The organism is Massilia aquatica, assembly GCF_011682045.1.
GTDB classification, from domain to species: Bacteria; Pseudomonadota; Gammaproteobacteria; order Burkholderiales; family Burkholderiaceae_D; genus Telluria_A; species Telluria_A aquatica.
This window is the reverse complement of sequence record NZ_VVIW01000034.1, coordinates 17,523-37,978: the sequence shown is the minus strand read 5'-3', so window position 1 is coordinate 37,978 and position 20,456 is coordinate 17,523. Positions and strand designations below refer to the sequence as shown.

At 64.1% G+C, this 20,456-nt stretch carries 19 protein-coding genes; 8 read left to right on the top strand and 11 right to left on the bottom strand.

The window, feature by feature from the left end; all coding sequences use genetic code 11:
* Window positions 1-31 precede the first annotated feature (31 nt).
* The 3 genes from ribD to F1609_RS31145 all read left to right on the top strand — a co-directional run bounded on the left by ribD (window position 32) and on the right by F1609_RS31145 (window position 2,264).
* Window positions 32-1,108 (top strand): bifunctional diaminohydroxyphosphoribosylaminopyrimidine deaminase/5-amino-6-(5-phosphoribosylamino)uracil reductase RibD, encoded by a 1,077-nt coding sequence (gene ribD, locus F1609_RS31155; RefSeq protein WP_187363180.1) that lies wholly within the window; start codon window positions 32-34, stop codon window positions 1,106-1,108.
* Between the two features lie 6 nt (window positions 1,109-1,114).
* Window positions 1,115-1,744, top strand: coding sequence for a riboflavin synthase (locus tag F1609_RS31150; RefSeq protein ID WP_167081316.1), 630 nt, complete (start codon window positions 1,115-1,117; stop codon window positions 1,742-1,744).
* Window positions 1,745-1,805: 61 nt separating this feature from the next.
* Complete coding sequence (locus tag F1609_RS31145) at window positions 1,806-2,264, top strand: GNAT family N-acetyltransferase (protein WP_167081314.1); 459 nt, start codon at window positions 1,806-1,808, stop codon at window positions 2,262-2,264.
* A gap of 15 nt (window positions 2,265-2,279) precedes the next feature.
* Here the strand turns inward: F1609_RS31145 and F1609_RS31140 are convergent, their stop codons facing one another.
* Window positions 2,280-2,534, bottom strand: a complete 255-nt coding sequence (locus F1609_RS31140) for a helix-turn-helix domain-containing protein (RefSeq protein WP_167081312.1) — start codon at window positions 2,532-2,534, stop codon at window positions 2,280-2,282.
* A 51-nt stretch (window positions 2,535-2,585) separates the two neighbouring features.
* On the opposite strand from F1609_RS31140, the gene F1609_RS31135 reads away from it, so the two are divergent.
* Window positions 2,586-4,532 (top strand): alpha/beta hydrolase family protein, encoded by a 1,947-nt coding sequence (locus F1609_RS31135; RefSeq protein WP_196785512.1) that lies wholly within the window; start codon window positions 2,586-2,588, stop codon window positions 4,530-4,532.
* 46 nt (window positions 4,533-4,578) lie between these two features.
* On the opposite strand, the gene F1609_RS31130 is transcribed toward F1609_RS31135, so the two are convergent.
* From F1609_RS31130 to F1609_RS31090, 9 genes are all read right to left on the bottom strand, one after another.
* Window positions 4,579-5,559, bottom strand: a complete 981-nt coding sequence (locus tag F1609_RS31130) for a beta propeller repeat protein (RefSeq protein ID WP_167081310.1) — start codon at window positions 5,557-5,559, stop codon at window positions 4,579-4,581.
* 9 nt (window positions 5,560-5,568) lie between these two features.
* Entirely contained in the window at window positions 5,569-6,360 is a 792-nt protein-coding gene (locus F1609_RS31125) for a hypothetical protein (RefSeq protein ID WP_167081308.1), read from the bottom strand.
* Window positions 6,361-6,371: 11 nt separating this feature from the next.
* Window positions 6,372-6,764, bottom strand: coding sequence for a DUF4150 domain-containing protein (locus F1609_RS31120; protein WP_167081306.1), 393 nt, complete (start codon window positions 6,762-6,764; stop codon window positions 6,372-6,374).
* Window positions 6,765-6,790: 26 nt separating this feature from the next.
* A complete protein-coding gene (locus tag F1609_RS31115) occupies window positions 6,791-7,867 on the bottom strand; it encodes a hypothetical protein (protein WP_167081304.1) in 1,077 nt (358 codons plus the stop codon).
* Window positions 7,864-8,979 carry a DUF2169 family type VI secretion system accessory protein gene (locus tag F1609_RS31110; protein WP_167081302.1) on the bottom strand — a complete coding sequence of 372 codons (1,116 nt, stop codon included), beginning with the start codon at window positions 8,977-8,979 and terminating at the stop codon, window positions 7,864-7,866. The genes F1609_RS31115 and F1609_RS31110 overlap by 4 nt, the downstream gene beginning before the upstream one ends.
* A 12-nt stretch (window positions 8,980-8,991) precedes the next feature.
* Entirely contained in the window at window positions 8,992-9,495 is a 504-nt protein-coding gene (locus F1609_RS31105) for a DUF6484 domain-containing protein (protein ID WP_167081300.1), read from the bottom strand.
* The gene (locus F1609_RS31100) at window positions 9,482-10,723 is read right to left on the bottom strand and encodes a hypothetical protein (RefSeq protein WP_167081298.1); all 1,242 of its coding nucleotides are present in this window, start codon (window positions 10,721-10,723) and stop codon (window positions 9,482-9,484) included. The genes F1609_RS31105 and F1609_RS31100 overlap by 14 nt, the downstream gene beginning before the upstream one ends.
* Window positions 10,724-10,809: 86 nt before the next feature.
* Window positions 10,810-13,629 (bottom strand): M16 family metallopeptidase, encoded by a 2,820-nt coding sequence (locus F1609_RS31095; protein WP_167081296.1) that lies wholly within the window; start codon window positions 13,627-13,629, stop codon window positions 10,810-10,812.
* 37 nt (window positions 13,630-13,666) lie between these two features.
* Window positions 13,667-16,540: a two-component system response regulator gene (locus F1609_RS31090; protein ID WP_229422157.1), complete on the bottom strand. Its 2,874-nt coding sequence runs from the start codon at window positions 16,538-16,540 to the stop codon at window positions 13,667-13,669.
* Between the two features lie 351 nt (window positions 16,541-16,891).
* On the opposite strand from F1609_RS31090, the gene ribBA reads away from it, so the two are divergent.
* From ribBA to nusB, 3 genes are all read left to right on the top strand, one after another.
* Window positions 16,892-18,037: a bifunctional 3,4-dihydroxy-2-butanone-4-phosphate synthase/GTP cyclohydrolase II gene (gene ribBA / locus F1609_RS31085; protein WP_167081294.1), complete on the top strand. Its 1,146-nt coding sequence runs from the start codon at window positions 16,892-16,894 to the stop codon at window positions 18,035-18,037.
* A gap of 49 nt (window positions 18,038-18,086) precedes the next feature.
* A complete protein-coding gene (gene ribH, locus F1609_RS31080; protein ID WP_166887694.1) occupies window positions 18,087-18,566 on the top strand; it encodes a 6,7-dimethyl-8-ribityllumazine synthase in 480 nt (159 codons plus the stop codon).
* Between the two features lie 69 nt (window positions 18,567-18,635).
* Window positions 18,636-19,106 (top strand): transcription antitermination factor NusB, encoded by a 471-nt coding sequence (gene nusB / locus F1609_RS31075; protein ID WP_166873304.1) that lies wholly within the window; start codon window positions 18,636-18,638, stop codon window positions 19,104-19,106.
* 132 nt (window positions 19,107-19,238) lie between these two features.
* Here the strand turns inward: nusB and F1609_RS31070 are convergent, their stop codons facing one another.
* Complete coding sequence (locus F1609_RS31070) at window positions 19,239-20,024, bottom strand: lytic transglycosylase domain-containing protein (RefSeq protein WP_229422159.1); 786 nt, start codon at window positions 20,022-20,024, stop codon at window positions 19,239-19,241.
* Between the two features lie 34 nt (window positions 20,025-20,058).
* Here F1609_RS31070 and F1609_RS31065 point away from each other — a divergent pair, with 34 nt between their 5' ends.
* Window positions 20,059-20,238, top strand: a complete 180-nt coding sequence (locus tag F1609_RS31065) for a hypothetical protein (protein ID WP_167081270.1) — start codon at window positions 20,059-20,061, stop codon at window positions 20,236-20,238.
* Window positions 20,239-20,456: the final 218 nt, after the last annotated feature.

The window sequence follows — 20,456 nt, the reverse complement described above, 5'->3', positions numbered from 1 at the left end:
ACTTGTGCAATTACTTACTGATTCAGCAGCCATGACCCTGGCCCTCGACTGGGCCGCCAAAGGGCTGTACACCACCTCGCCGAACCCGCGTGTCGGCTGCGTGATCGTGCGCGACGGCGTGGTTATCGGCGCCGGTCACACGCAACCAGCCGGACAGGCCCATGCCGAAATCCAGGCCCTGCGCGACGCCGAGGCCCGCGGCAACGACGTGCGCGGCGCCACCGCCTATGTGACCCTGGAACCGTGCAACCATTTCGGACGCACCCCACCGTGTTCGGACGCCCTGGTGCGTGCCGGCCTGGGCCGCGTCGTCGCCGCCATGGTCGACCCCAATCCGCTGGTCGCCGGCCAAGGGCTGGCCAAGCTGGCGGCCGCCGGCATCGCCGTCAGTGCCGGGCTGCACGAAGCCGAGGCGCGTGAACTGAACATCGGCTTCCTGTCGCGCATGCAGCGCGGCTTGCCGTGGGTGCGCCTCAAGACCGCCGCCAGCCTGGACGGCATGACGGCCCTGCACAACGGCGCCAGCCAGTGGATCACGGGGCCGCAAGCACGTGCCGACGGCCACGCCTGGCGCGCCCGCGCCTGCGCCATTCTCACCGGTATCGGCACCGTCAAGGCCGACGACCCGCAAATGAACGTGCGCGCCGTGGAAACCACGCGCCAGCCGCGCCGCGTCATCGTCGACAGCAAGCTCGAGATTGATCCGGCCGCCCGCGTGCTGGCCGGCGCGCCAAGCTGGATCGTGGCCGCCGTGCCCGACCCGGACAAGGAAGCCGTGCTGCGGTCCGCTGGCCACGACGTCATCCTGCTGCCCAACGCCAGCGGCAAGGTCGACCTGCCCGCCCTGATGCGCGAGCTGGGCCGGCGCGACATCAACGAACTGCACGTCGAAGCCGGCGCCAGGCTCAACGGATCGATGATCCGCGAGGGTTGCGTCGACGAACTGCTGGTTTACCTTGCGCCGAGCCTGCTGGGTGAAGCCCAGGGCATGTTCGCGCTGCCCGCCTTGACCAGCCTCGACCAGCAAAAACGCCTGCGTTTTCACGACATTCAACAGATGGGCGAGGATCTGCGCATCCTCGCCCGCTTTACTCACACCAAGGAATAGACCAGTATGTTTACAGGAATCGTCGCCGCCGTCGGCAAGATCAGCACCGTCCAACCACTTGAAGGCGGCCTCGACGCAGGCGTGCGCCTCGACATCGACGCCGGCGGCCTGCCGCTGGGCGACGTTGCCCTGGGCGACTCCATCGCCATCAACGGCGCATGCATGACCGTGGTCGCCAGGACCGACAGCGCCTTCAGCGTCGATGTCTCGCGCGAAAGCCTCAACTGCACCGCCGGCCTCGACGCCCCGGGCGAAGTCAACCTTGAAAAAGCGCTGACCCTGGCCGAACGCCTGGGCGGGCATCTGGTCTCCGGCCACGTCGACGGGCTGGGACAGGTGCACCGCTTCGAGGCCGTGGGCGAATCGTGGGAACTGGTCATCGACGCCCCGCACGACCTGGCCAGGTTCCTCGCCTTCAAGGGCTCGGTGGTCGTCAACGGCGTCTCGCTGACGGTGAACCGGGTGGAAGACCTGGACGCCGCCTCGGGCAAGCTGTGCCGCTTCTCGATCAACCTGATTCCGCACACGATCTCGGTCACCACGCTCAAGCACTTGCGCGCCGGCAGCAAGGTCAACCTCGAAATCGACCTGATCGCCCGCTACGTCGAGCGCATGCTCTCGGTCGGCAAGGCCTGAGCATCTCCCTCCGGCGGCGCACAGCGCGCGCCGCCATTCCTTCGCCACAGAAAGTCGAAGCATGACGATCACCCTGCAAGCCGTTACCGAACACAATTTCGACGCCATTATCGAACTGCCCCTGCTGCCGGAGCAGCAGGATTACCTTGCCAGCAATGCCTACTCCATCGCCCAGGCCAGTTTTTATCCCGGCAGCTTCTTCACCCGCGCCATCTATGCCGACGACAAGCCGATCGGCTTCCTGATGTATGTGTCGCTGGCCGACGAAGGCCAGCCGGGCGAGTACGCCATCTACCGTTTCATGATCGACAGCGGCTTGCAGCGCAAAGGCTACGGCCGGCGCGCGCTCGCCCTGGCGCTCGACGAGATCCGCAGCCGTCCCGATGCCACAGTCATCCAGATCTGCTACTGGCCGAGCAACCCGGTGGCAAAAGATTTCTACGCCAGCTTTGGGTTCGTCGAAACCGGCCTGGACGAAGATGGCGAGATGTATGCGGAAATCCGCCTCGAACGCGCCTGAAAGCGGGGCCGCCAGTCAACGCGGCCGGAAACTTTGCCGATACTGTTGAGGACTGGTCCCGACCTGCCTGCCGAAACAAGCGCGCAACGCCGCGCTGGTGCCGAATCCGGTCGCGTTGGCCACTTGTTCCACTGACAGCGCGCTCGTTTCCAGCCATGTCGACGTCCCGGTTTGCTCCAGAAAGCGCCGGCGCAGGGTGCGCTTGTGCAGCGCGCAATCGTATATATTGAAGCCGCTGAAAGCATCGACCCAGGCTTCCTGGCTGATCATTGTCTGACTCCTACAAAGAGCCGGCAGACATCTCACCTACATAAACTCACTATGTCACAACTCCACACAGTCCTGTTCTCGGCCATGCTGGCCGGCGCCATCACACCCGCACTGGCAGCCGAGCCGGCGGCCCTGCGCGACTACCGCGCCCTGGCGATCACGCCCGACGGCAAGCGCATCGCCGCCCTCGAAGCGCTCGACCCGGGCGGCCTGCCGCTGCGTCCGCACGCGGTCGTGGTGGTGCGCGACGCCGCCAGCGGCGCCATCGTCGCCCAGTACGACCCGTGCGCCACCTGCATCTACGACCATCCCGCCTGGTCGCCCGACCAGCAATCGCTGGCGTTCATCAGCGCCGACGCCAAGGCCGGCACCGCCACGCTGTACATCGCCGCAGCGGCGGGCGCCGCGCCGGCCGCCGTCATCAAGGGCGTGGCCAGCACCGCGCGCTGGTCGCCGGACGGCAAACGCATTGCGCTGCTCGCCACCCCGGGTGCCAAAAAGCTGGCCGGCGCGGTCGAAGCCGGGGCGCGCCAGGTCGGCGAAATCGGCGTGCAGGAAGACGCCCAGCGCCTCGCCCTGGTCCCCGCCAACGGCGGCGAACTGACCATGGTCTCGCCACCGGACAGCTATATTTACGAATACGACTGGACCCCCGACGGCAAAGGCTTCGCCGTCACCAGCGCCAAGGGTAATGGCGACAACAACTGGTGGGTCGCCACGCTCGGCCACGTCGACATTGCCAGCGGCGCGCTGCGTGTACTGGCCGCTCCCAGGATGCAGATGAACATTCCGCGCGTCGCCCCGGACGGGCGCAGCGTCGCCTTCATCGCGGGTCTCATGAGCGACTTCGGCTCGGTTGGCGGCGACGTGTTTACGGTGCCGCTGGCCGGCGGCGAACCGCACAACGTCACCCCGCGCTTCGCCGGCTCCTTCAACGGGTTGGCCTGGCAGGGCAAGCACTTGATCGCCTCGGCGCTGGTCGGCAGCGAACACGCGGTGCTCACGATCGACCCGGTCAAGCGCAGCACCCGCACGCTCTGGTCGGGCGCAGTGGGCGCGGCCGGCTCGCGCCAGGGACGCTTTGTTTTCAGCGCCGATGGCGCCGTCGCCGCCTCGGTGCACGAAGACTTCGCGCGCGCCCCGCGTATCGTCGCCGGACGCCTGCCGCAACTGGCCGCCATCACGCGCGACAACGACGCCTTCGCGCCGCAGGTGCGCGCCAGCAGCGTCGAATGGACCAATGACGGCTTCAGGATGCAGGGCTGGCTGCTCGCGCCGCTGGCGATCGAAGCGGGCAAAAAATATCCGATGGTGGTGCAGGTGCACGGTGGGCCGGCGTCGGCCGCGTCGCCGCGCTTCGTCTCGAACGGCGAGCAGGCCAACCCGCTGCTGCGCGACCTCGCGCGCAAAGGGTATTACGTGTTCCTGCCCAACCCGCGCGGCAGCTTTGGCCAGGGCATCGCCTTCAGCAGCGCCAACAAGCGCGATTTCGGCGGTGGCGACTGGCGCGATATCCTGGCCGGCATCGACGCCGCCGCCAAGACCGCGCCGGTCGACACCGACCGTCTCGGCCTGATGGGACACTCCTACGGCGGCTTCATGACCATGTGGGGCGTTACCCACAGCCAGCGCTTCAAGGCGGCGGTGGCCGGCGCCGGCATCGCCAACTGGATCAGCTACTACGGCCAGAACGGCATCGACCAGTGGATGATTCCCTTCTTCGGCGCCTCGGCCTACGATGATCCGGCGGTGTACCGGGCGGCTTCGCCGATCGAGTCGATCAAGGCCGCCAGGACGCCGACCTTGCTGTACGTGGGCGAGCGCGATGTGGAAACGCCGGCGGTGCAATCGATGGAGTTCTGGCACGGCCTGCGCGCCATGGGCACGCCGACCGCGCTGGTGATTTATGACGGCGAAGGCCACGCGATCCGCAAGCCCGAGCACCAGCGCGACCAGCGCGCGCGCACGGTGGGGTGGTTCGAGCGCTATCTGAAATAGGGAAGGGTGCGCGTGCCGGGTTTGTACGAAGCCCGGCACGGCGAAGTCAGATATTATCGGGATGGTCGATGCGCTTCCAGTTCAGTCCATCGAACACCGCCAGCCAGCGCTTGGCAATCACTAACAGCTGGCCAGCGCAGGAATCCAACGCCCTGCATTTGAAGCTTCCCTCGCCGGTGTCGACATAGCGCAATCCGTCTTTTTCGAGACGGTATAGGCCTTTCAGACCGCCGACGTAAAGGTGGCCGTCAAACCATGTTGCGGCGTAAAAATCGTCATCCACGCCACTAATCAAAACGTGGAAATCGTTACCCTTTCCTTGGATTAGCACACCCCTATTTCCTGCCGTATAGACAAAGCCATCGGCGGCACAGTGAACGCAATTCAAGTCTACATTCGTCGCCTTTTCTGTTTGATGCCAAATAGATCCATCGAAATGAAAAATCAATCCTTCGCGGCCAACGCAATAAATGTCTTCTTCGGAAAAACCGTTGATTGCGATCATGTCGCGCTGAGTGGGGGCGGCTGCTTGTAGCGCATCGGAAACGCTCATTCCTCGTTGCAGAAAATCCCTTAAGGTCAACGCTTTTAGCCCGTTGTCAAAGGACTCCCATTTTCCGTCTGCGCGACGCATTACTTTGCCGCCGTAACCGCACAGATAAAGATGTCCACCGATTTGGGCGATATCCGTCAAAGAAGCGATCCCTTGTCCATGTTCCCCCCTTGGCAAAGCCTCGTCGATCACATCCTTCCCACTGCCTGGAATGTAAAAACCAACGATCCCGCTTCCTTCTTCCAGAGCGACATAGGCGCGGTCTTTTTTCGAGGCCGCATGTGCCAACACGCAGACTGCACTTACCTGCCAGTTTCTGTCCTGATAGAACCATTTCCCGGATTCGAACCACATGATGCGGCCGTGATCGTACTCATCCAGCGGTTGGGCATCCAGTCGGGTCGAGAAGAAAAAATAGTCTTTTTCGATAATGCAACCGTCCAGGAATTCCAATGATGCTGCGCTTTTTACCAAAATAGTCTCCTAGTTGGACGGTTTCATTTTGCTGGCGCGTGAAAGTGCTTCCCCAAACTTTTGCATTGTCAGTCCGCTCTTTCCGCGTGGGTCAGCTCTAAGTAGCAGATCTTTATCTAAGCCGAGAGCGTCGTGCCGCGTTCGCAACGTAGTCTTGATTTTAAGCACGTTGCAACCTGTAACGGTCGATGCTGCTTCTGATCCGATCGCCTCAAGATTCTCCAGCGTGGATGTCCATTGTGGATCGGCATTCTCGCCGACGATTTCTTCGTTGGAATCGTAGATTTTGTGTATGGCAGCATGCTGTTCTTCCGAAACGCAAATACACTGTCCTTTTTCGTCATCCATTTTTTTCGCATAATAATACCCGCCACCCCGACTTGACAGATATTTGTCCAGAAGCTGATCGATCACAGTTCCATACGATATGATCCCGGTTCGCTGTCTACGGGTGCCGGGCGATCTCCAACAGCGGTCCGGAACGATGTGGTGCGATCGTCCGCCGGGACACTCCTTATCCCTGTCTCTATACGAATAGATCTTGCACTTGTCGTCTTCCTGATCGTTCTGATTATCCTTGAGCCGGTTGGTGAGGATATTCAACAAACTCATCAGCGCCGCATAATATTCCGGAGGGCCGAGCATCAGCGGTCCCCGTGGCGGCTCCCCCGGGCCGGCAGGCAGCTCGTCTATCGGAAAGCCGCCCGGCGGCTGCGGCATCGGCAATCTCGGCGGTGCTTTTCGCACCAGCACCCCGGCTCCCGCCTGCTGCCCGACAGCCCCACGACTGAGGATAGACATGTTCGCCGCCCTTAAGTTTTATGGTTATGGCTCATCAGGTCAAGATGTCGCGGCACGTTGTACCCTTCGACGAACACGTTCGGCGACCACGACAGAAAGTAAGCCTTGCCCTTGATGGCGCCGCTCTTGATCCCCTTCCTGAACGCCTCGGTGGCAGGCTCGTTGCCGGTGCTGGTCGCGATCCGGCTCTTGTCGCGCAGCGCAACCGGCTCGCCGTACATGAAGACGCTGGTCGAGCCGTTTTCCAGATCGCTGATCCTGGCCGTGTTGGGGTAGGGGACCGGCACGCCGATCCTGGCCGGCGCCGGCGGGCTGCCGCACACATCGGGAAAGGCCGCCGTGCTCATGCCAGCCTTGGAAGCCTTGCCCGCGATCGACATGCGGTTGGCGTAAATCCGGAACATGGCCATCCTCGATTCCTCCGCTATGATCAGGCTGAAAACTCGCCGAAACTGAGCAGGGCGGCGCTGCGCTCACCTTCGTCGCCCGCCATCAGGCACAGCATGTTGAACGACGCTGTATAGCTCTTGTGCGCGGCGGCGTAGGCCCACGCGAGCGCCAGCAGTCCCGCGGCGGCCCCGGTCTCGCCAAGGCTGTCGGCCAACATCCACAACGGCGTGGCGCTCAGATTCGTGCGCGCTGCCGCCAGCGCGAACTCTTTCGCATAGAAGTCTTCGCTGGACTGGCCGCTGATGCGCAGTCCCACCGCACCCGAATCCGGCGGCAGTCCACCCAGCGCCGTCCTGATCGCGTCACTGAGGGCGATCGCCCTGTTCGGTGCCGCACTCCCGATAACCGCCACTTCCCGCGTGATCCCGAGGCCCGTGCAAAACAAGGTCGCGCCAGGCGCCGCCGAACGCGCCCGCTGCCGCTTGCTCCATCGTGGCGCATGCGATACCTGGCCGGGCCGCGCTACCAGCACCGCGCACGCTGCCTCGCCCGGAATGAAGCCGTGCGTATTGACCGACGAGAGCACCCGTCCGGCGCCATGCAGCGCCAGCAAAGTCCCCGCGCTGACATACGAATCGACGCCGGCAATGAGCACGAATGGATGCGAGCCGGCCAGCGCGAACGCGTCGTTGAGGGCAATCGCGGCGCCGGCCTGGCCGTACGCATACACCCGCGACTGCGGCGAAAAGCCCCGCTCCAGCGCTCTCTCCAGGGCTGGACGCAGCCCGGCGTCGAGCGCGGCGATGCGTCCCGGCCGCGTCACTTCGGCAACGCATAGCAGCAGCGGGATGTCGCGCGTATCCGGAAGCGCCAGGCCGTCGAGGCATTCGCCGATTGCGCGCGCCAGCATCGCCGCATGCTTGTCGATGGGCGGCGCCCGGTCGGCGTCCTGCCCCAGCGTGACCAGTCCCGCCGTGATCGGCTCGCCACGGGTGTCGACGAATGGCAGGTCGTAAAAGTGATTGAGCCGCGTGCGCAATGCCGCAAAGGTGGACGGCGCGTCCAGTCCCACGCAGGTCACCGCGCCGGTGCGCAGCAGGGCAAGCGGTTCGGTCATGGCGCGTCCCCGGCAATGTCGCGCCGCCGGGACGGCAAGGCACCGGCCAACACCTCCAGAGCAATCTTGACGACGTGGCCTGGCGCACGCTCGCCGATCTCGATGCCGCTAAACCGCAGGATATCGTTGTCCAACTGCCTGACCACGCGCCACACAACCGTGAAGCGCTGCCGGTCCGGCTCGAAAACGAGCGTGTCGGCACGAGCGGCCACGCGTTCAGGGCTTCCCTCGCGCGCTGTCAGCGTGACGGACATGGCCAAGTCGGGAAGCGTGAATTCGAGCCGGCCCGATGGCGTCAACGCCGGATGCGTCAGGTTCACCAGGATCACCGACTCGCCGCCGTCAAGCTGCGCTAAGCGTTGATCTTCCGGCGCGCTCTGAAAATAGCGGGCGTCGAAATCAGGCGGCAAAAAAGGAAAGACCTGTTCCAGCCAGTTCGCGTCGTACGTGCCTGCGTATTTCACGCGTGGCTCCCAATGGCGGCCCAGCGGGCCAAAACTCAGTGGCGCATACGTTCCCCTTGGGCTGGTGACCGGGTCGGACGGCGATTCCGTGCGCGCCACCGGCATTCCGTGCGCGGAGGCGCGCTGCGGGTGATAGCCGCAGCCAACCGGGTTGCGGGCATAGGCCGGGCGACCGGCTGCCCCTTCGCGACCGGTCTGCGTTCCGCCGTACGCGATGTCGTAGCTGATGGCTTGCCTGATGAACGGCTCCGCTTTGCCGATGCCGACCAGCGCGCCGCGCAGGTGGGCGCGCCACTGGCGTTTGCCGAGCACATTGAATGCCTTGGACATGCTCCCGACCCGCAGCCCGACCGGCACCATGTCCGCCGCCACACCGCGTGGAGCGTAGGCGCTGCCCAGCAGAAGAACATCGACCATCGGCTTGTCCAGGCAGTAATCGCACTCGTACTCCGGCGCGCTCGCACCGGGTTCGCCGGTCGCCGTGTCGGCCAGGGTGACCGGTACCTGTTCATCCATCGGCTCCGGCGGCTTGCCAGCGCAGGGCAAGCGAAACGTGGCCTTGACCACCACCACCAGGCACTCGCTTCCCGCCTTGTCGTGCATCGTTGTATAGCCTGCGGCGAACCTGGTGTGATTGGTGAGGTTCATGCCAACCCCTGATCAGTTCAACGAAACGGACGCGCCCTTGATCCTGTTCTGACCCGCCGCGCGGGAGAGGATATGCTTGCCCCTGATTTCGATATTGCCTTGCGCGTCGAGCGTGATCGAGGCCGCGCCGCACACGAGCGTAATTCGGCGAAGCGCGACCAGCACGAGGTCCTCGTCATCGGCCGATACCAGCAATGGCGTTCCCGCCAAGGCGGGCGGCGCCTCGCCACCGGCGCGATCCGCTGGAGCGCGCGGCGCCCGCACAATCCCCATCACGACGGGCGAGCGAAGGCTGGCGCCTTCGAACTGCAAGGCGACGCGTGCGCCGATATGTTCATGCCCAAGCTCGACCAGGGTCAGCGCCGCGATCGCGGGCCGCCCGCCGGCGTGAACCAGGGGCGCACCCTCGGCATCGAATCCCGCCAGCGTGCCAATGACGATGCCAGGCGCACTAGCCGCGTCGCTTCGTTTTGCGGCCGGCGCGTCGATTGATCTCGGTGGATTAGCAACGGTCATCATCACCTCCTCGAAGGCGTTCGAGACGCCGTAATTGAATCGCCGCGCTGGCGCGTAGCGGAAAGGCCGGCTCGCCCGGGTGCGACAGTACGCGGTGAAGCGCTGCCAGCGCGCGATGCGCCTGTTCACCGGTGGACAGAATATGCACAAGCCAGGAATCGGATACGGGTCGGCCCAACAGATAGCGCACACCGCCCGGGTAAAACTGCCCGTTGGCGTCCCACCAGGCTGTCAAGCGGGCGCGATCCGGCAGCGGGTACGGGGGCGCACTGCCGGCACCCGGCCGAGGTTCTTCGCGCACCATCTTGTTGGCATCCAGATCGAGGCCGGTAATCAGGCGTATCGCCTCGCCGGCCAGCCTGGCCTCGGCGCTGTCGTCGAGCTGCGCAAGCAGCCAGGGGATATGGGCCGGGTCGCCGCTCCATCCGGCCGCCTGAATCGGCAGCGCGCGCGAATGAGGGTAGTGCGTCAATCGCGCCACGTGTTCTTGTAATTGGCTGCCCGATAGTGCCAGGCAAAGCAGCTTGACGGCCTCCGAAGCATGCGCGCCTTCCGATGCCGCATAGGACCGCAAGGACGGAATCGACATCTCGCGCTCGTCGAGCAGCAATGCGCAGCGGGCCGCACTGAAAAAGGCTGGGTCCTCGGGCGCGGCTGTGTCGAGGAAGTTGGCAACGCCAGGTAACAGGCCGACTCTCCCGCAGTGTGCGATCGCATCGAATTCGGCGGCGCCCGGCGAGGCGGTGCCGGCCAGGAGGGCATCGTCCGCGATCGTGGAATGAAGGTGAGCATGGGCGAGGGCGGCGCGTCGCAGGTCGCCCTCCGGGGACCTGACTTTTTCAGCAATCAGGCTGGCGACAGTGGCCGAATCGAACCAGCCCAGGACGCCGTGAACGGCTTCGCAAAAACCGGGCTTGCCGGCCAGGCTGGCGATGGCGTCATCCATCGCCTTGCGCTCGTCGTCGAGGAAGGCGATCGACAAGACGACAAACGCATCGGCGCCGACATCGAAGAACCGGCGCCCGGCGGCCTTGTCGTACGCCGCGTTGGCCAGCGCCATGGCGGCGTCGCCCGCTTCGTACAGGCCGTCCAGATGGGCATCGATGGCGCTATCGATATCGACCAGTTGACCGAAGCGCAGCCGCACATCGGCCGGCTCACGGCGTCGCCGCCACCATGTCGTGGCCACATCGGTAACGTGTTGCGCGACGATCGTAGGATTGGTCACATTGGCACCGTGAAAGCATATCGTAAGATAAACCTTTCACAGCGCACCGCCACTAACAGGAGTACTGGGTAAAACTAACGCCGGGGTTATTTGGTTTCAGGGTAGAGCACCAACTGCACATAATTGTTCATGTCGAAGTAGCGCCGGGCGGCCTGTTTCAGTTGCTCCGGGGTGATGGCCTTGACCTTTTGCGGGTACGCCAGGATCTCGGCCGGATCGCTCCCTTGCAGCTGCGCCGCTTGCAGGCGGTTGAGCCAGTAGCCGTTCTCGCGCAGCGACTTCTGGTGATTCTGCAGCCAGTTCTGCTTGACCTTGTTCAGGTCCGCCAGGTCCGGTCCTTGTTCCTTCATGCGCACAATCTCGGCCATCGTGGCGGCGATCACCTTGTCCACATTCTCTGGGCCAGTCGGCAGCGCTGCCGACACCACGTAATTCTCATACGGGTATTTGCTCAAGCTGCCGTTCATGCCGCCGCCGTAGATGAGCGCCAGCTTCTCGCGCAGGATGTCGGTGATGCGGATGTTGATCACTTCCAGCATCGCCTGGAAGCGCATCGCTTCGTCGTCCGAATACGGCGCCTCGCCGCTGAAGTTGAGCGAGACGCTGCTTTTCGCTTCCGACCCGCTGCGCACTTCTTTCTTCACCACGCCGCGCACCGGACGCACGCCCACATCCTTGTAGCCCACCTCGATCTCGCCCACCGGCAGCGCGCCCAGGTAGGTCGCCAGCAGCGGCTTGACCTTGGCCATGTCAAAACTGCCGACCAGGATGAAGGTCATGTCCCTGGCGCTGAAAAAGCGCGCGCGGTACACCGCCAGCGCGCGCTCCAGATCGAGCTTGTCGAAGTCGCCCGGGCGCGCCGTGCGCGCCACACGCGGATGGTCCTGGTACAGGGTGCTCACCAGGGTGTCGCGAAACACCGATTCCGGCTGCGCCATCGCGTTGCGCGCCGCTTCGACCTGTTTGCCAATGAAGGACTTGTACAAATCCGTGTCGCGCCGCACACCCGTCATGCGCAGGTACACCAGCTGCAGCATGGTTTCGATGTCGTCGTTGGCGGCGCTGCCGGTGATGCCGTCGATGTGGTTGCCCAGCGAGAGGCTGACCGTGGCCGCTTTCCCGGCCAGGATCTTTTGCAGGTCGAGCGGGGAGTAGTCTTTCAGGCCCATGGTGGCCACCACCGCGTTCGCGTAGCGCGCGTTGATGATGTCGGCGTCGCCAAACAGGGTCTGGCCGCCGAAGCGCACGGCGCTCATCATCACCTGGTCGTTGCGGAAGTCGGTCGGCTTGAGGATCACTTTCACGCCGTTCGACAGCGTCAGGCGGGTCAGTCCGAGCGCCTTGTCTTCGCTCTGGGCGACGATGCTGCCTGCGGCAGGCGGCTTGTCCATCAATTCCGTGGCCAGCGTCTTTTGCTCCTGCGCGTGCACCGTCACTTTTTCGGCCGCGGCCACTGCCTCCAGCAGCTGGGCGCTGGTCGGCGCCGGGCTGTCTTCCTTGGCGCTGCCCATGTACACCACCAGCTTGGCCGACGCTGCGGGAATGGTGGCGCGCGCGTAGCGGTTCATGTCGTCGAGGGTAATGGCCGGCAGCAGTTCGCGCACGTAGGTAAATTCGTTGACGATGCCGGGGATGCTTTCCTGCTCGAGGAAGTTGCGCACGTATTCGCCGACATAGCTGCCCGAGTCGGTCTTGTCACGTTCGTTGTAGGCCAGTTCGTACTGGCGCATCATGTTCTTGCGCGCCCGTTCGAATTCCTGGGCGCTGAAACCGAACTGGCGGGTGCGCGCATTTTCCTGCACCAGCGCGTCGATGGCCGGCATGGCGCCACCCTTGCCCAAGGCCGCCGAGGCGTTGAACGAGGTGTAGCGCGGCGTCAGTTTGCCGACCGAGCTTGAGCCGGCCATGAACGGCGGATTGGCCTGCTGGGCCAGTGCCTGCATGCGCTGGCCCAGCATGCCGGCAAACAGCGCTTCGACCAGCTTTTCGCGGTAGGCCCCGAAAGTACCCTTGTCGACCGATTCCTTCACCGGATAGCGGATCAGCAGCGCATTCGACGACGCTTCCTTGTCGGTTACCACCAGCGCTTCGGTATGGGCGCGCGTGGGAATGGCGGCGTAGGTGCGCGCGCGTGGCCGGACCGGGTTCTTCAACTGCCCGAAGTGCTGCCTGACGAGACGCTCGGCGTCGACCGGGTCGATGTCGCCCACCACCACGACCGCCATCAGGTCGGGCCGGTACCAGTCCTTGTAGAAGCGCCGGATCGCTTCGTGCTTGAATCCCTTGATCACGTGTTCCTGCCCGATCGGCATGCGCTGCGCGTAGCGCGAACCGTTGTACAGCTTGGGCATGATGACCTTGTTCATGCGGTCGGCCGCGCCTTTGCCAAGCCGCAGTTCTTCCAGGATGATGCCGCGTTCCTTGTCGATGTCGGCCGCGTTCATGGTCAGCCCGCCCGCCCAGTCCTGCAGCACCAGGAAACCCTTGTCGATGTTGTCGCGGTTGTCGGTGGGGATCGGCAGGATGTAGACCGTCTCGTCGAAGCTGGTGTAGGCATTCAGGTCGGCCCCGAACTTTACCCCGATCGACTGCAGGTATGAGACCAGTTCGTGCTTCTTGAAGTTGGTCGAGCCGTTGAAGGCCATGTGCTCGGTGAAGTGGGCAAGGCCCAGCTGGTCGTCGTCTTCCAGGATCGAGCCGGCTTTGACGACCAGGCGCAGTTCGAGCTTTTTCTCGGGCTTGCCGTTTTTCTGGATGTAGTACGTCAGGCCGTTGGCCAGCTTGCCAACCTTGACCTGCGGGCCTGCCGGTATCGCGTCGTCCAGCTTGATGGCTGCCTGGGCGCTCAGCGCGAACACCATCAGGAAGGTGGCCGCACAAGCGGATCGAACGGAATACTTGGTCATTAGCGTCTCTGCAATGTTTTTTAGTAGAGCGCGGATTCTACTCCTTTGGTGACGCCGGTAGGGATGCGGGTAGCGAAGGGGGCAGCGTATCGGCCGGCGCCGGCAGCGCCAGGCGCGCACCGGACGCCATCAGCGTGGCCATGGCGTCGGCCGCCAGCGGACGGCTGAACAGGTAGCCCTGCACTTCGTCGCAGCCGATGCGCTGCAAGAAGGCCAGCTGTTCCTGCGTCTCCACACCCTCGGCCACCACCGACAGCGACAGCCCGTGCGCCAGGGCGATGGTGGCCTGGGCGATGGCGGCGCTGCGCGGGTCGGTGATGATATTGCGCACAAAACTCTGGTCGATCTTCAGTTTGTCGAGCATGAAGCGCGACAGGTAGCCGAGCGAGGAGTAACCGGTGCCGAAGTCGTCGAGCGAGATCGACACGCCCATGCCGGTCAGTTCGGCCAGCTGCACTTCGGCCGCTTCGCTGTCGCGCATCATGACGCTTTCGGTCAGTTCGATCTCCAGATACTGCGGCGCCAGGCCGGACTCGCGCAGCGCCTCGCGCACCACGGCCGGTACCGTGCCGGCGGTGAACTGGTGCGCCGAGACGTTGACCGCCACCCGCAGCGGCGCCAGGCCCGCATCCTGCCAGGCCTTGTTTTGCAGGCAGGCCTGGCGGATCACCCAGTTCCCGATCGGCAGGATCAGGCCCGTGTCCTCGGCCAGCGCGATGAAGTCGCCCGGGCCGACCTGGCCGAGTTCCGGACTGCTCCAGCGCAGCAGCGCTTCCATGCTGCAGATGCGGCCGTCCGCCAGCGACACCTGCGGCTGATAGTGCAGCGACAGTTCGTTGCGTTCGATGGCGCGGCGCAGGTGCGTTTCCAGCGCCATCCAGCGCAGCGCGTGCGCGTTCATCTCGCCCTTGAAGAAGCGAAAGCCATTGCGCCCCGCATCCTTCATGTGCGACAGCGCCACGTCGGCCGCTTTCAGCAATTCGCTCGGATTGGCGCCGTCGCGCGGGTAGATGCTGATGCCCACGCTGGTGGTGACGATCAGTTCATGGCCGCCGGCGTGGAACGGCTGGGCGATTTCGTCGATCAGGCGGCGCACCGCCACGATGATGGCGTCCGAGTCCAGGCATTCGGTCAGCAGCAGCACGAATTCGTCGCTGCCCAGGTGCGCCAGCGAGTCGGCCGGACCGGCCAGCAGGCCGGCGCGGCGCGCCACTTCGCGCAGCAGGGCGTCGCCGGCTTCGTGCCCCAGGCTGTCGTTGATGCGTTGCAGGCGGTCGATGTTAAACAGCAGCAGGGCGATCTGGCGGTCGCCGTGGCGCGCCGAGGCGATCGCTTGCTGCATCCGTTCGGTCAGCACCGAGCGGTTCGGCAGCAGGGTCAGTGGATCGTGGTTGCTCAGGAAGTCGACCTGGTGGTGCGCCGCCTTGAGCGCGCTGATGTCGCTCGATACCGAGACGTAGGCATCGACCTCGCCGCTGGCGCCGCGCACCGCGTTGATGCTGATCCGCTCCGGGTACACCTGGCCGTTCTTGCGGCGGTTCCAGATCTCGCCGCGCCATTGGCCGGTGCTGGTCAGGCTGGCCCAGATCGCGCGGTAGAAAGCGCCGTCGTGGCGCCCTGAGCGCAGCAGGCGCGGATTGCGGCCCAACACGCTCGCTTCGCTGTAGCCGGTAATCTGTTCGAAGGCCGGGTTGACGGCGATGATGTCGGCGTTCGCGTCCGTCATCATGATGCTCTCTTGCGTGCTCTCGAGGATGCGGGCCGACAGGCGCAGGCGCTGTTCGCTGTCGTGCAGGGCGCGGTCGGCCTGCTGGCGCGCGGCCGCTTCCAGCTGCAACTGGGCGGCGTGGCGCTGCACCACTTCGTACAGGCACAGGTTTTCGTAGGCCACCGCCAGCTGCGCGCCGAGCGTGACGCCGATGCGTTCATCTTCGTGGCTGAACGGCTCGGCTCCGCTCCCGCGCGTGCAGTACATCCAGCCATACAGCTGGTTGCGGTCGCGGATCGCCAGGCCTAAAAAAGCGCCCACCGGCGGATGGCCGGCCGGCAGGGCGGCCTGGCCCTGCACGCGCAGCGCCAGCGGTTGGTCGAGCAGGCAGCCGGGCAGGCGCTCGCGCTCGAGCGCCGTCTCGCTGAGCACATCGCGCGCGACCCCGAGCACGCCCAGGTGGCGCACCCGCTGTTCGCCGCTGTCGAGCAGGCACACCGCCATGCAGTCGGCGTCCAGGATGGCGCCGGCCGCTTGCAGGAATACGCTGAGCATGATGTCGGGATTGCGTTCGCCGGTCAGGCGCAGGCCCATTTCTTCGAGGGCGCCCAGGCGCGCGGCCAGGCTGCGCAGGCCGCTCATGCGCTCCCCCAGCAGGGTGGCCAGGTCGGCTCCCAACGTCGGATTGGCCACTTCATGGCGCTCGAGCAGGGCGCCGAGCGCCTGGCGCGCCGAGACCAGCGCGTCGTCGATGCTGCCGCGCAGGTCCGTGCCCATGTCCATGTTCAGCGGCGCGCTGGCCGCTTGGGCGTCGCTGTGCTCAGGCGCCTGGTGCGCCAGTCCCAGTTCGCCGTGCACCGCGGCCAGGATGTCGTCCGGGTCGGCCGGCTTGGCCAGCACCCGCTCGACGCCGCAGCTGCGCGCCAGCGCCATGGTTTCGCTGACCGCGTAGATGGCCGAGTAAAAGATCACGCGGGTGGCGGCCAGCTCCGGGTCGGCGCGCAGCTGCTGCACGAATTCGTAGCCGTCCATGGCCGGCATCAGAATATCGGTGATGATCAGGTCGGGACGCTCGGCGCGCACCTGCGCCAGCGCGTGCGCGCCGTCGTAGGCTTCGAGCAGGCGGTGGCCGGTGTGGCCGAGCAGGGCGCTCAGGTAGCGCCGGTTCGACGGCCGGTCGTCGACAATCAGGATCGTGGACATAGGCCAGGCTCCGGTTGCCAGGATAGTGCGCGCTGGTGGTCGTGAAAACGTACTGGCATTAGTGGCTCCGGGCCGCGCTCCGGCAGTCAACAGACGGAAGGCGAGGCCTGCAGTGATGATAATGCAGGTCGGCGCGCGCTCCGGAAATTTGTTTCGGATCGTTTTGAAAAGCGTAACATTCCCTTATCATTTCAAGCATATTGTTGTCTCAGTGCAACGAATTGACTTCCCGGCAAGTGCCGGCGCAGTGCGGCGCCAAACTCTTACCAAGCTTAGGTCAGTTGAAGTCGGGTAAATCCTTTAAAATAGCGGATTACGCTCCAGCAGCTTTCCGTATCCGAGGATCAAGTCATGTCAATCTCCAGTACCCCCGAAATCGTCGAAGAATTGCGCGCAGGGCGCATGGTCATCCTGGTCGATGAAGAAGACCGCGAAAATGAGGGGGACCTGGTGCTGGCGGCCGATTTCGTAACGCCCGAAGCCATCAATTTCATGGTCAAGCACGCGCGCGGCCTGGTCTGCCTGACCCTGACCGAAGAACGCTGCAAGCAGCTGAATCTGTCGATGATGACGTCGAGCAACGGCACCTTTTACGGCACCAACTTCACGGTGTCGATCGAGGCGGCCGAAGGCGTGACCACCGGCATTTCGGCGGCCGACCGCGCCAAGACCATCCAGGTGGCGGTGGCCAAGAACGCCAGCCCGGCCGATATTGTGCAGCCAGGCCACATTTTCCCGCTCAAGGCCCAGCGCGGCGGCGTGCTGATGCGCGCCGGCCACACCGAAGCCGGCTGCGACCTGACCGAGATGGCCGGCCTGACCCCGGCCTCGGTCATCTGCGAAATCCTCAAGGACGACGGCACCATGGCGCGCCTGCCGGACCTGCTCGAATTTGCCAGGGAACACAATCTGAAAATCGGCACCATTGCCGACCTGATCCACTATCGCGGGCAGAACGAGTGCCTGGTCGAGCGCATTGCCGAGCGCACCATGCAGACCGCCTACGGCGAATTCCGCCTGATCGCCTTCCGCGACAAGCCCAGCGGCTCGGCCCACCTGGCCATGGTGCATGGCGACCTGGCGCCGAACCTGGACGCGTTGGTGCGCGTGCACCAGCCGGTTTCCATCCTCGACCTGCTCGACAGCGAAGCGACCACCCACTCGTGGACCATGGCCTCGTCGATGCAGGCGATCAAGCAATCCGACCGTGGCGTGATGGTGCTGCTCAATTGCGGCGAGACGGCCGAGCAGCTGTTCGCCCAGTTCGCCGCCCTCGACGCCAACAGCAAGCCGACCGGGCGCGCCGCCAGCATGGACCTGCGTACTTACGGCATCGGCGCCCAGATCCTCAAGGACCTGGGCGTCGGCAAGATGGAATTGCTGGCCAGCCCGCGCAAAATGCCATCGATGACCGGTTTCGACCTGGAAGTGACCGGCTATCGCGCCAAGCCGGACAGTGCGGCGCAGAGCGAGTCGTCCGCCAAGGCAGCCGCCTGAAGCGGTACACTCCATAATCAATCACACCTATATATAGAAGGGGTCTGCCATGACCGTAGGAACTTATGAAAGCAATCTGACCGGTGCAGGCCTGCGCGTTGGAATCGTCCAGGCGCGTTTTAACGCCGATGTGGGCCACGGCCTGCTGTCGGCCTGCCTGGCCGAACTGAAGCACCTGGGCGTGACCGACGAAGACGTGCTGCACGTCACCGTGCCGGGCGCGCTGGAAATCCCGCTGGCGCTGCAAAAGATGGCCGAAACCCAGCAGTTCGATGCGCTGGTCGCGCTCGGCGCGGTCATCCGCGGCGAAACCTATCACTTCGAGCTGGTGTCGAACGAATCGGGCGCCGGCATCACCCGCATCGGCCTGGACTATGGCATCGCCATCGCCAATGCCGTATTGACCACCGAAAACGACGAGCAGGCTGAAGTGCGCATGGCGGAAAAAGGCGCCGAAGCTGCGCGCTGCGCCGTCGAAATGGCCAACCTGCTGATCGCGCTCGAAGAGCTGCAAGCCGACGAAGACTGATTCGGGCAGTCGGCACCACATCGTCAAGAACACGTTGTTAAGAATAAACGGTAAGAAGAAGGTAAGAACATGACAGAGAAAACTTTGCACGCCAATCCCAGCAAGAACCGCACGCCGCGTCACCGCGCGCGCGAGTTTGCCTTGCAGGGGCTGTACCAGTGGCTGCTGAACAATGAAGACGCCACCACGGTCGTGAACAACATCCGCGCGGCGCACGGCTTCGAAAAAGCCGACGCCGACCACTTTGCGGTGCTGCTGTATGGCGCGATCAAGGATTCGGTGGCCCTGCGCGAAGCGTTTGCGCCGCTGATCGACCGCGGCGTGGCCGAGCTGTCCCCGATCGAGCACGCCGTGCTGCTGATCGGCGCGTTCGAGCTGAAGAACAACCTGGATATTCCTTATCGCGTTGTCATCAACGAAGCGGTCGAGCTGACCAAGTCGTTTGGCGGTATCGACGGCCACAAGTACGTCAACGGCGTACTCGACAAGCTGGCCCCGAAACTGCGCGCCGACGAAGTCGCGGGCGACACCCGCCGCTAGGGGTCTGACCCCGGTTTTTCAGTTAGGGGTCTGACCCCGGTGCTAGCTCCGCCGCAAGCGTTCCCCCCACAAAAAAGCCCGATGCAAGCATCGGGCTTTTTCACATCTCACACTATATATAGTGTACGGCAATCACAAACCGGCGATCTGCTCCTGCGATGCCTTCTCGACCATGACCGGTTTCGGCGCGGCCGGCGACGTGAACGTCGGCACTTTCTTGCCGCTGGCGACCAGCTTGAGCTTCTGGTACTCGTTCATCACGCGCGAGCCATAGCCCTGGTCGGTTTCAAACGCCGCAGCGCCCACATAGGTCTTCAGGCCGGCTTCCACCGAACCGCCGCGTTTCACGTATTCCTTGAGAATGAGCGAACCGACACGGATATTGGCCACGGGATTGAGCGCAGCGCGGGTCCCGCCCATGTCCTGGAACTTTTCGTGGTGAATCTTCGACATGACCTGCATCAGCCCCTGCGCGCCCACCGGGCTCTCCGCGAAAGGATTGAGGCCCGATTCGATCGCCATGACTGCCAGGATCAGCAGCGGGTCGAGCTTGATTTCGCGCGCCGTCGAATAGGCGGTCGAGACCAGCATATCGGCAGCGTCGCCGGCAACGCGGTAGCGCTTGGACAGCCAGGTGGTCACGAACTCCTGCTGCTTGCGGTTGGCCTTGATGGCTTTGTCGTCCAGCGCCAGGATCGGCGGCTGGTTGTCAACCAGCACCGCCGGAGCGGGTGCCGTCATCAGGGCCGACAGCGCGGGCGCCTGCACGGGCGCGCGCGCCACAAGCGGCGCCGGCTTGACTGGCTGGGCCAGCAACTGCGAGGCTTCATGCGCCAGTTCAGGACGCAGGTAGAGCAAGGCCATCATGGCCAGTGCGGAAACACCAAAGAACGTCAGTGTGTGTTGCATCGTGGTCAGGAGACCACGCGCCGTTTTGCTCACGGAAGACCACGTGACTGGCTGGCTGGCCATGGTTTGGGCGAGCTTTGCTGTCGCCCCGTTGAAACGATGTATCATCGAATTCCCCTTTGTCGCGGAAAAAGCCGTCCAATACCGCGCGTTGGCGCAGCGGACCGACAAATGCCGTGCATCAGAAATATCGTCCATCGCCGCCGCTCGGGCACGCGATTAACGCCGTCATTGCTCGCTTGGGCTGGTCGTTCCCTGTGGTATTGGACCAGTAGCTAAACAACTTTTTCGGGGGAGAAGGCAGACGCCTATTGAAAACACTCCTTAAAATGTCATTGGGGCCCCGACCCCGTGAAGTTATGAGACAGGCTAGAATCGTGTCCGTGGACAGTGCCCGCTCATCAAGTAGGGCGAATTGTAGAAGCGGGTATATACTAAGTC

Coding starts and splice junctions, on each gene's coding strand:
- F1609_RS31140 (WP_167081312.1), bottom strand. CDS start 2,534: ATGATCAGCCAGGAAGCCTGGGTCGATGCTTTCAGCGGCTTCAATATA.
- F1609_RS31145 (WP_167081314.1), top strand. CDS start 1,806: ATGACGATCACCCTGCAAGCCGTTACCGAACACAATTTCGACGCCATT.
- F1609_RS31125 (WP_167081308.1), bottom strand. CDS start 6,360: ATGTCTATCCTCAGTCGTGGGGCTGTCGGGCAGCAGGCGGGAGCCGGG.
- F1609_RS31110 (WP_167081302.1), bottom strand. CDS start 8,979: ATGAACCTCACCAATCACACCAGGTTCGCCGCAGGCTATACAACGATG.
- F1609_RS31150 (WP_167081316.1), top strand. CDS start 1,115: ATGTTTACAGGAATCGTCGCCGCCGTCGGCAAGATCAGCACCGTCCAA.
- nusB (WP_166873304.1), top strand. CDS start 18,636: ATGACAGAGAAAACTTTGCACGCCAATCCCAGCAAGAACCGCACGCCG.
- F1609_RS31120 (WP_167081306.1), bottom strand. CDS start 6,764: ATGTTCCGGATTTACGCCAACCGCATGTCGATCGCGGGCAAGGCTTCC.
- F1609_RS31105 (WP_167081300.1), bottom strand. CDS start 9,495: ATGACCGTTGCTAATCCACCGAGATCAATCGACGCGCCGGCCGCAAAA.
- F1609_RS31095 (WP_167081296.1), bottom strand. CDS start 13,629: ATGACCAAGTATTCCGTTCGATCCGCTTGTGCGGCCACCTTCCTGATG.
- ribD (WP_187363180.1), top strand. CDS start 32: ATGACCCTGGCCCTCGACTGGGCCGCCAAAGGGCTGTACACCACCTCG.
- ribBA (WP_167081294.1), top strand. CDS start 16,892: ATGTCAATCTCCAGTACCCCCGAAATCGTCGAAGAATTGCGCGCAGGG.
- F1609_RS31115 (WP_167081304.1), bottom strand. CDS start 7,867: ATGACCGAACCGCTTGCCCTGCTGCGCACCGGCGCGGTGACCTGCGTG.
- F1609_RS31135 (WP_196785512.1), top strand. CDS start 2,586: ATGTCACAACTCCACACAGTCCTGTTCTCGGCCATGCTGGCCGGCGCC.
- F1609_RS31090 (WP_229422157.1), bottom strand. CDS start 16,540: ATGTCCACGATCCTGATTGTCGACGACCGGCCGTCGAACCGGCGCTAC.
- ribH (WP_166887694.1), top strand. CDS start 18,087: ATGACCGTAGGAACTTATGAAAGCAATCTGACCGGTGCAGGCCTGCGC.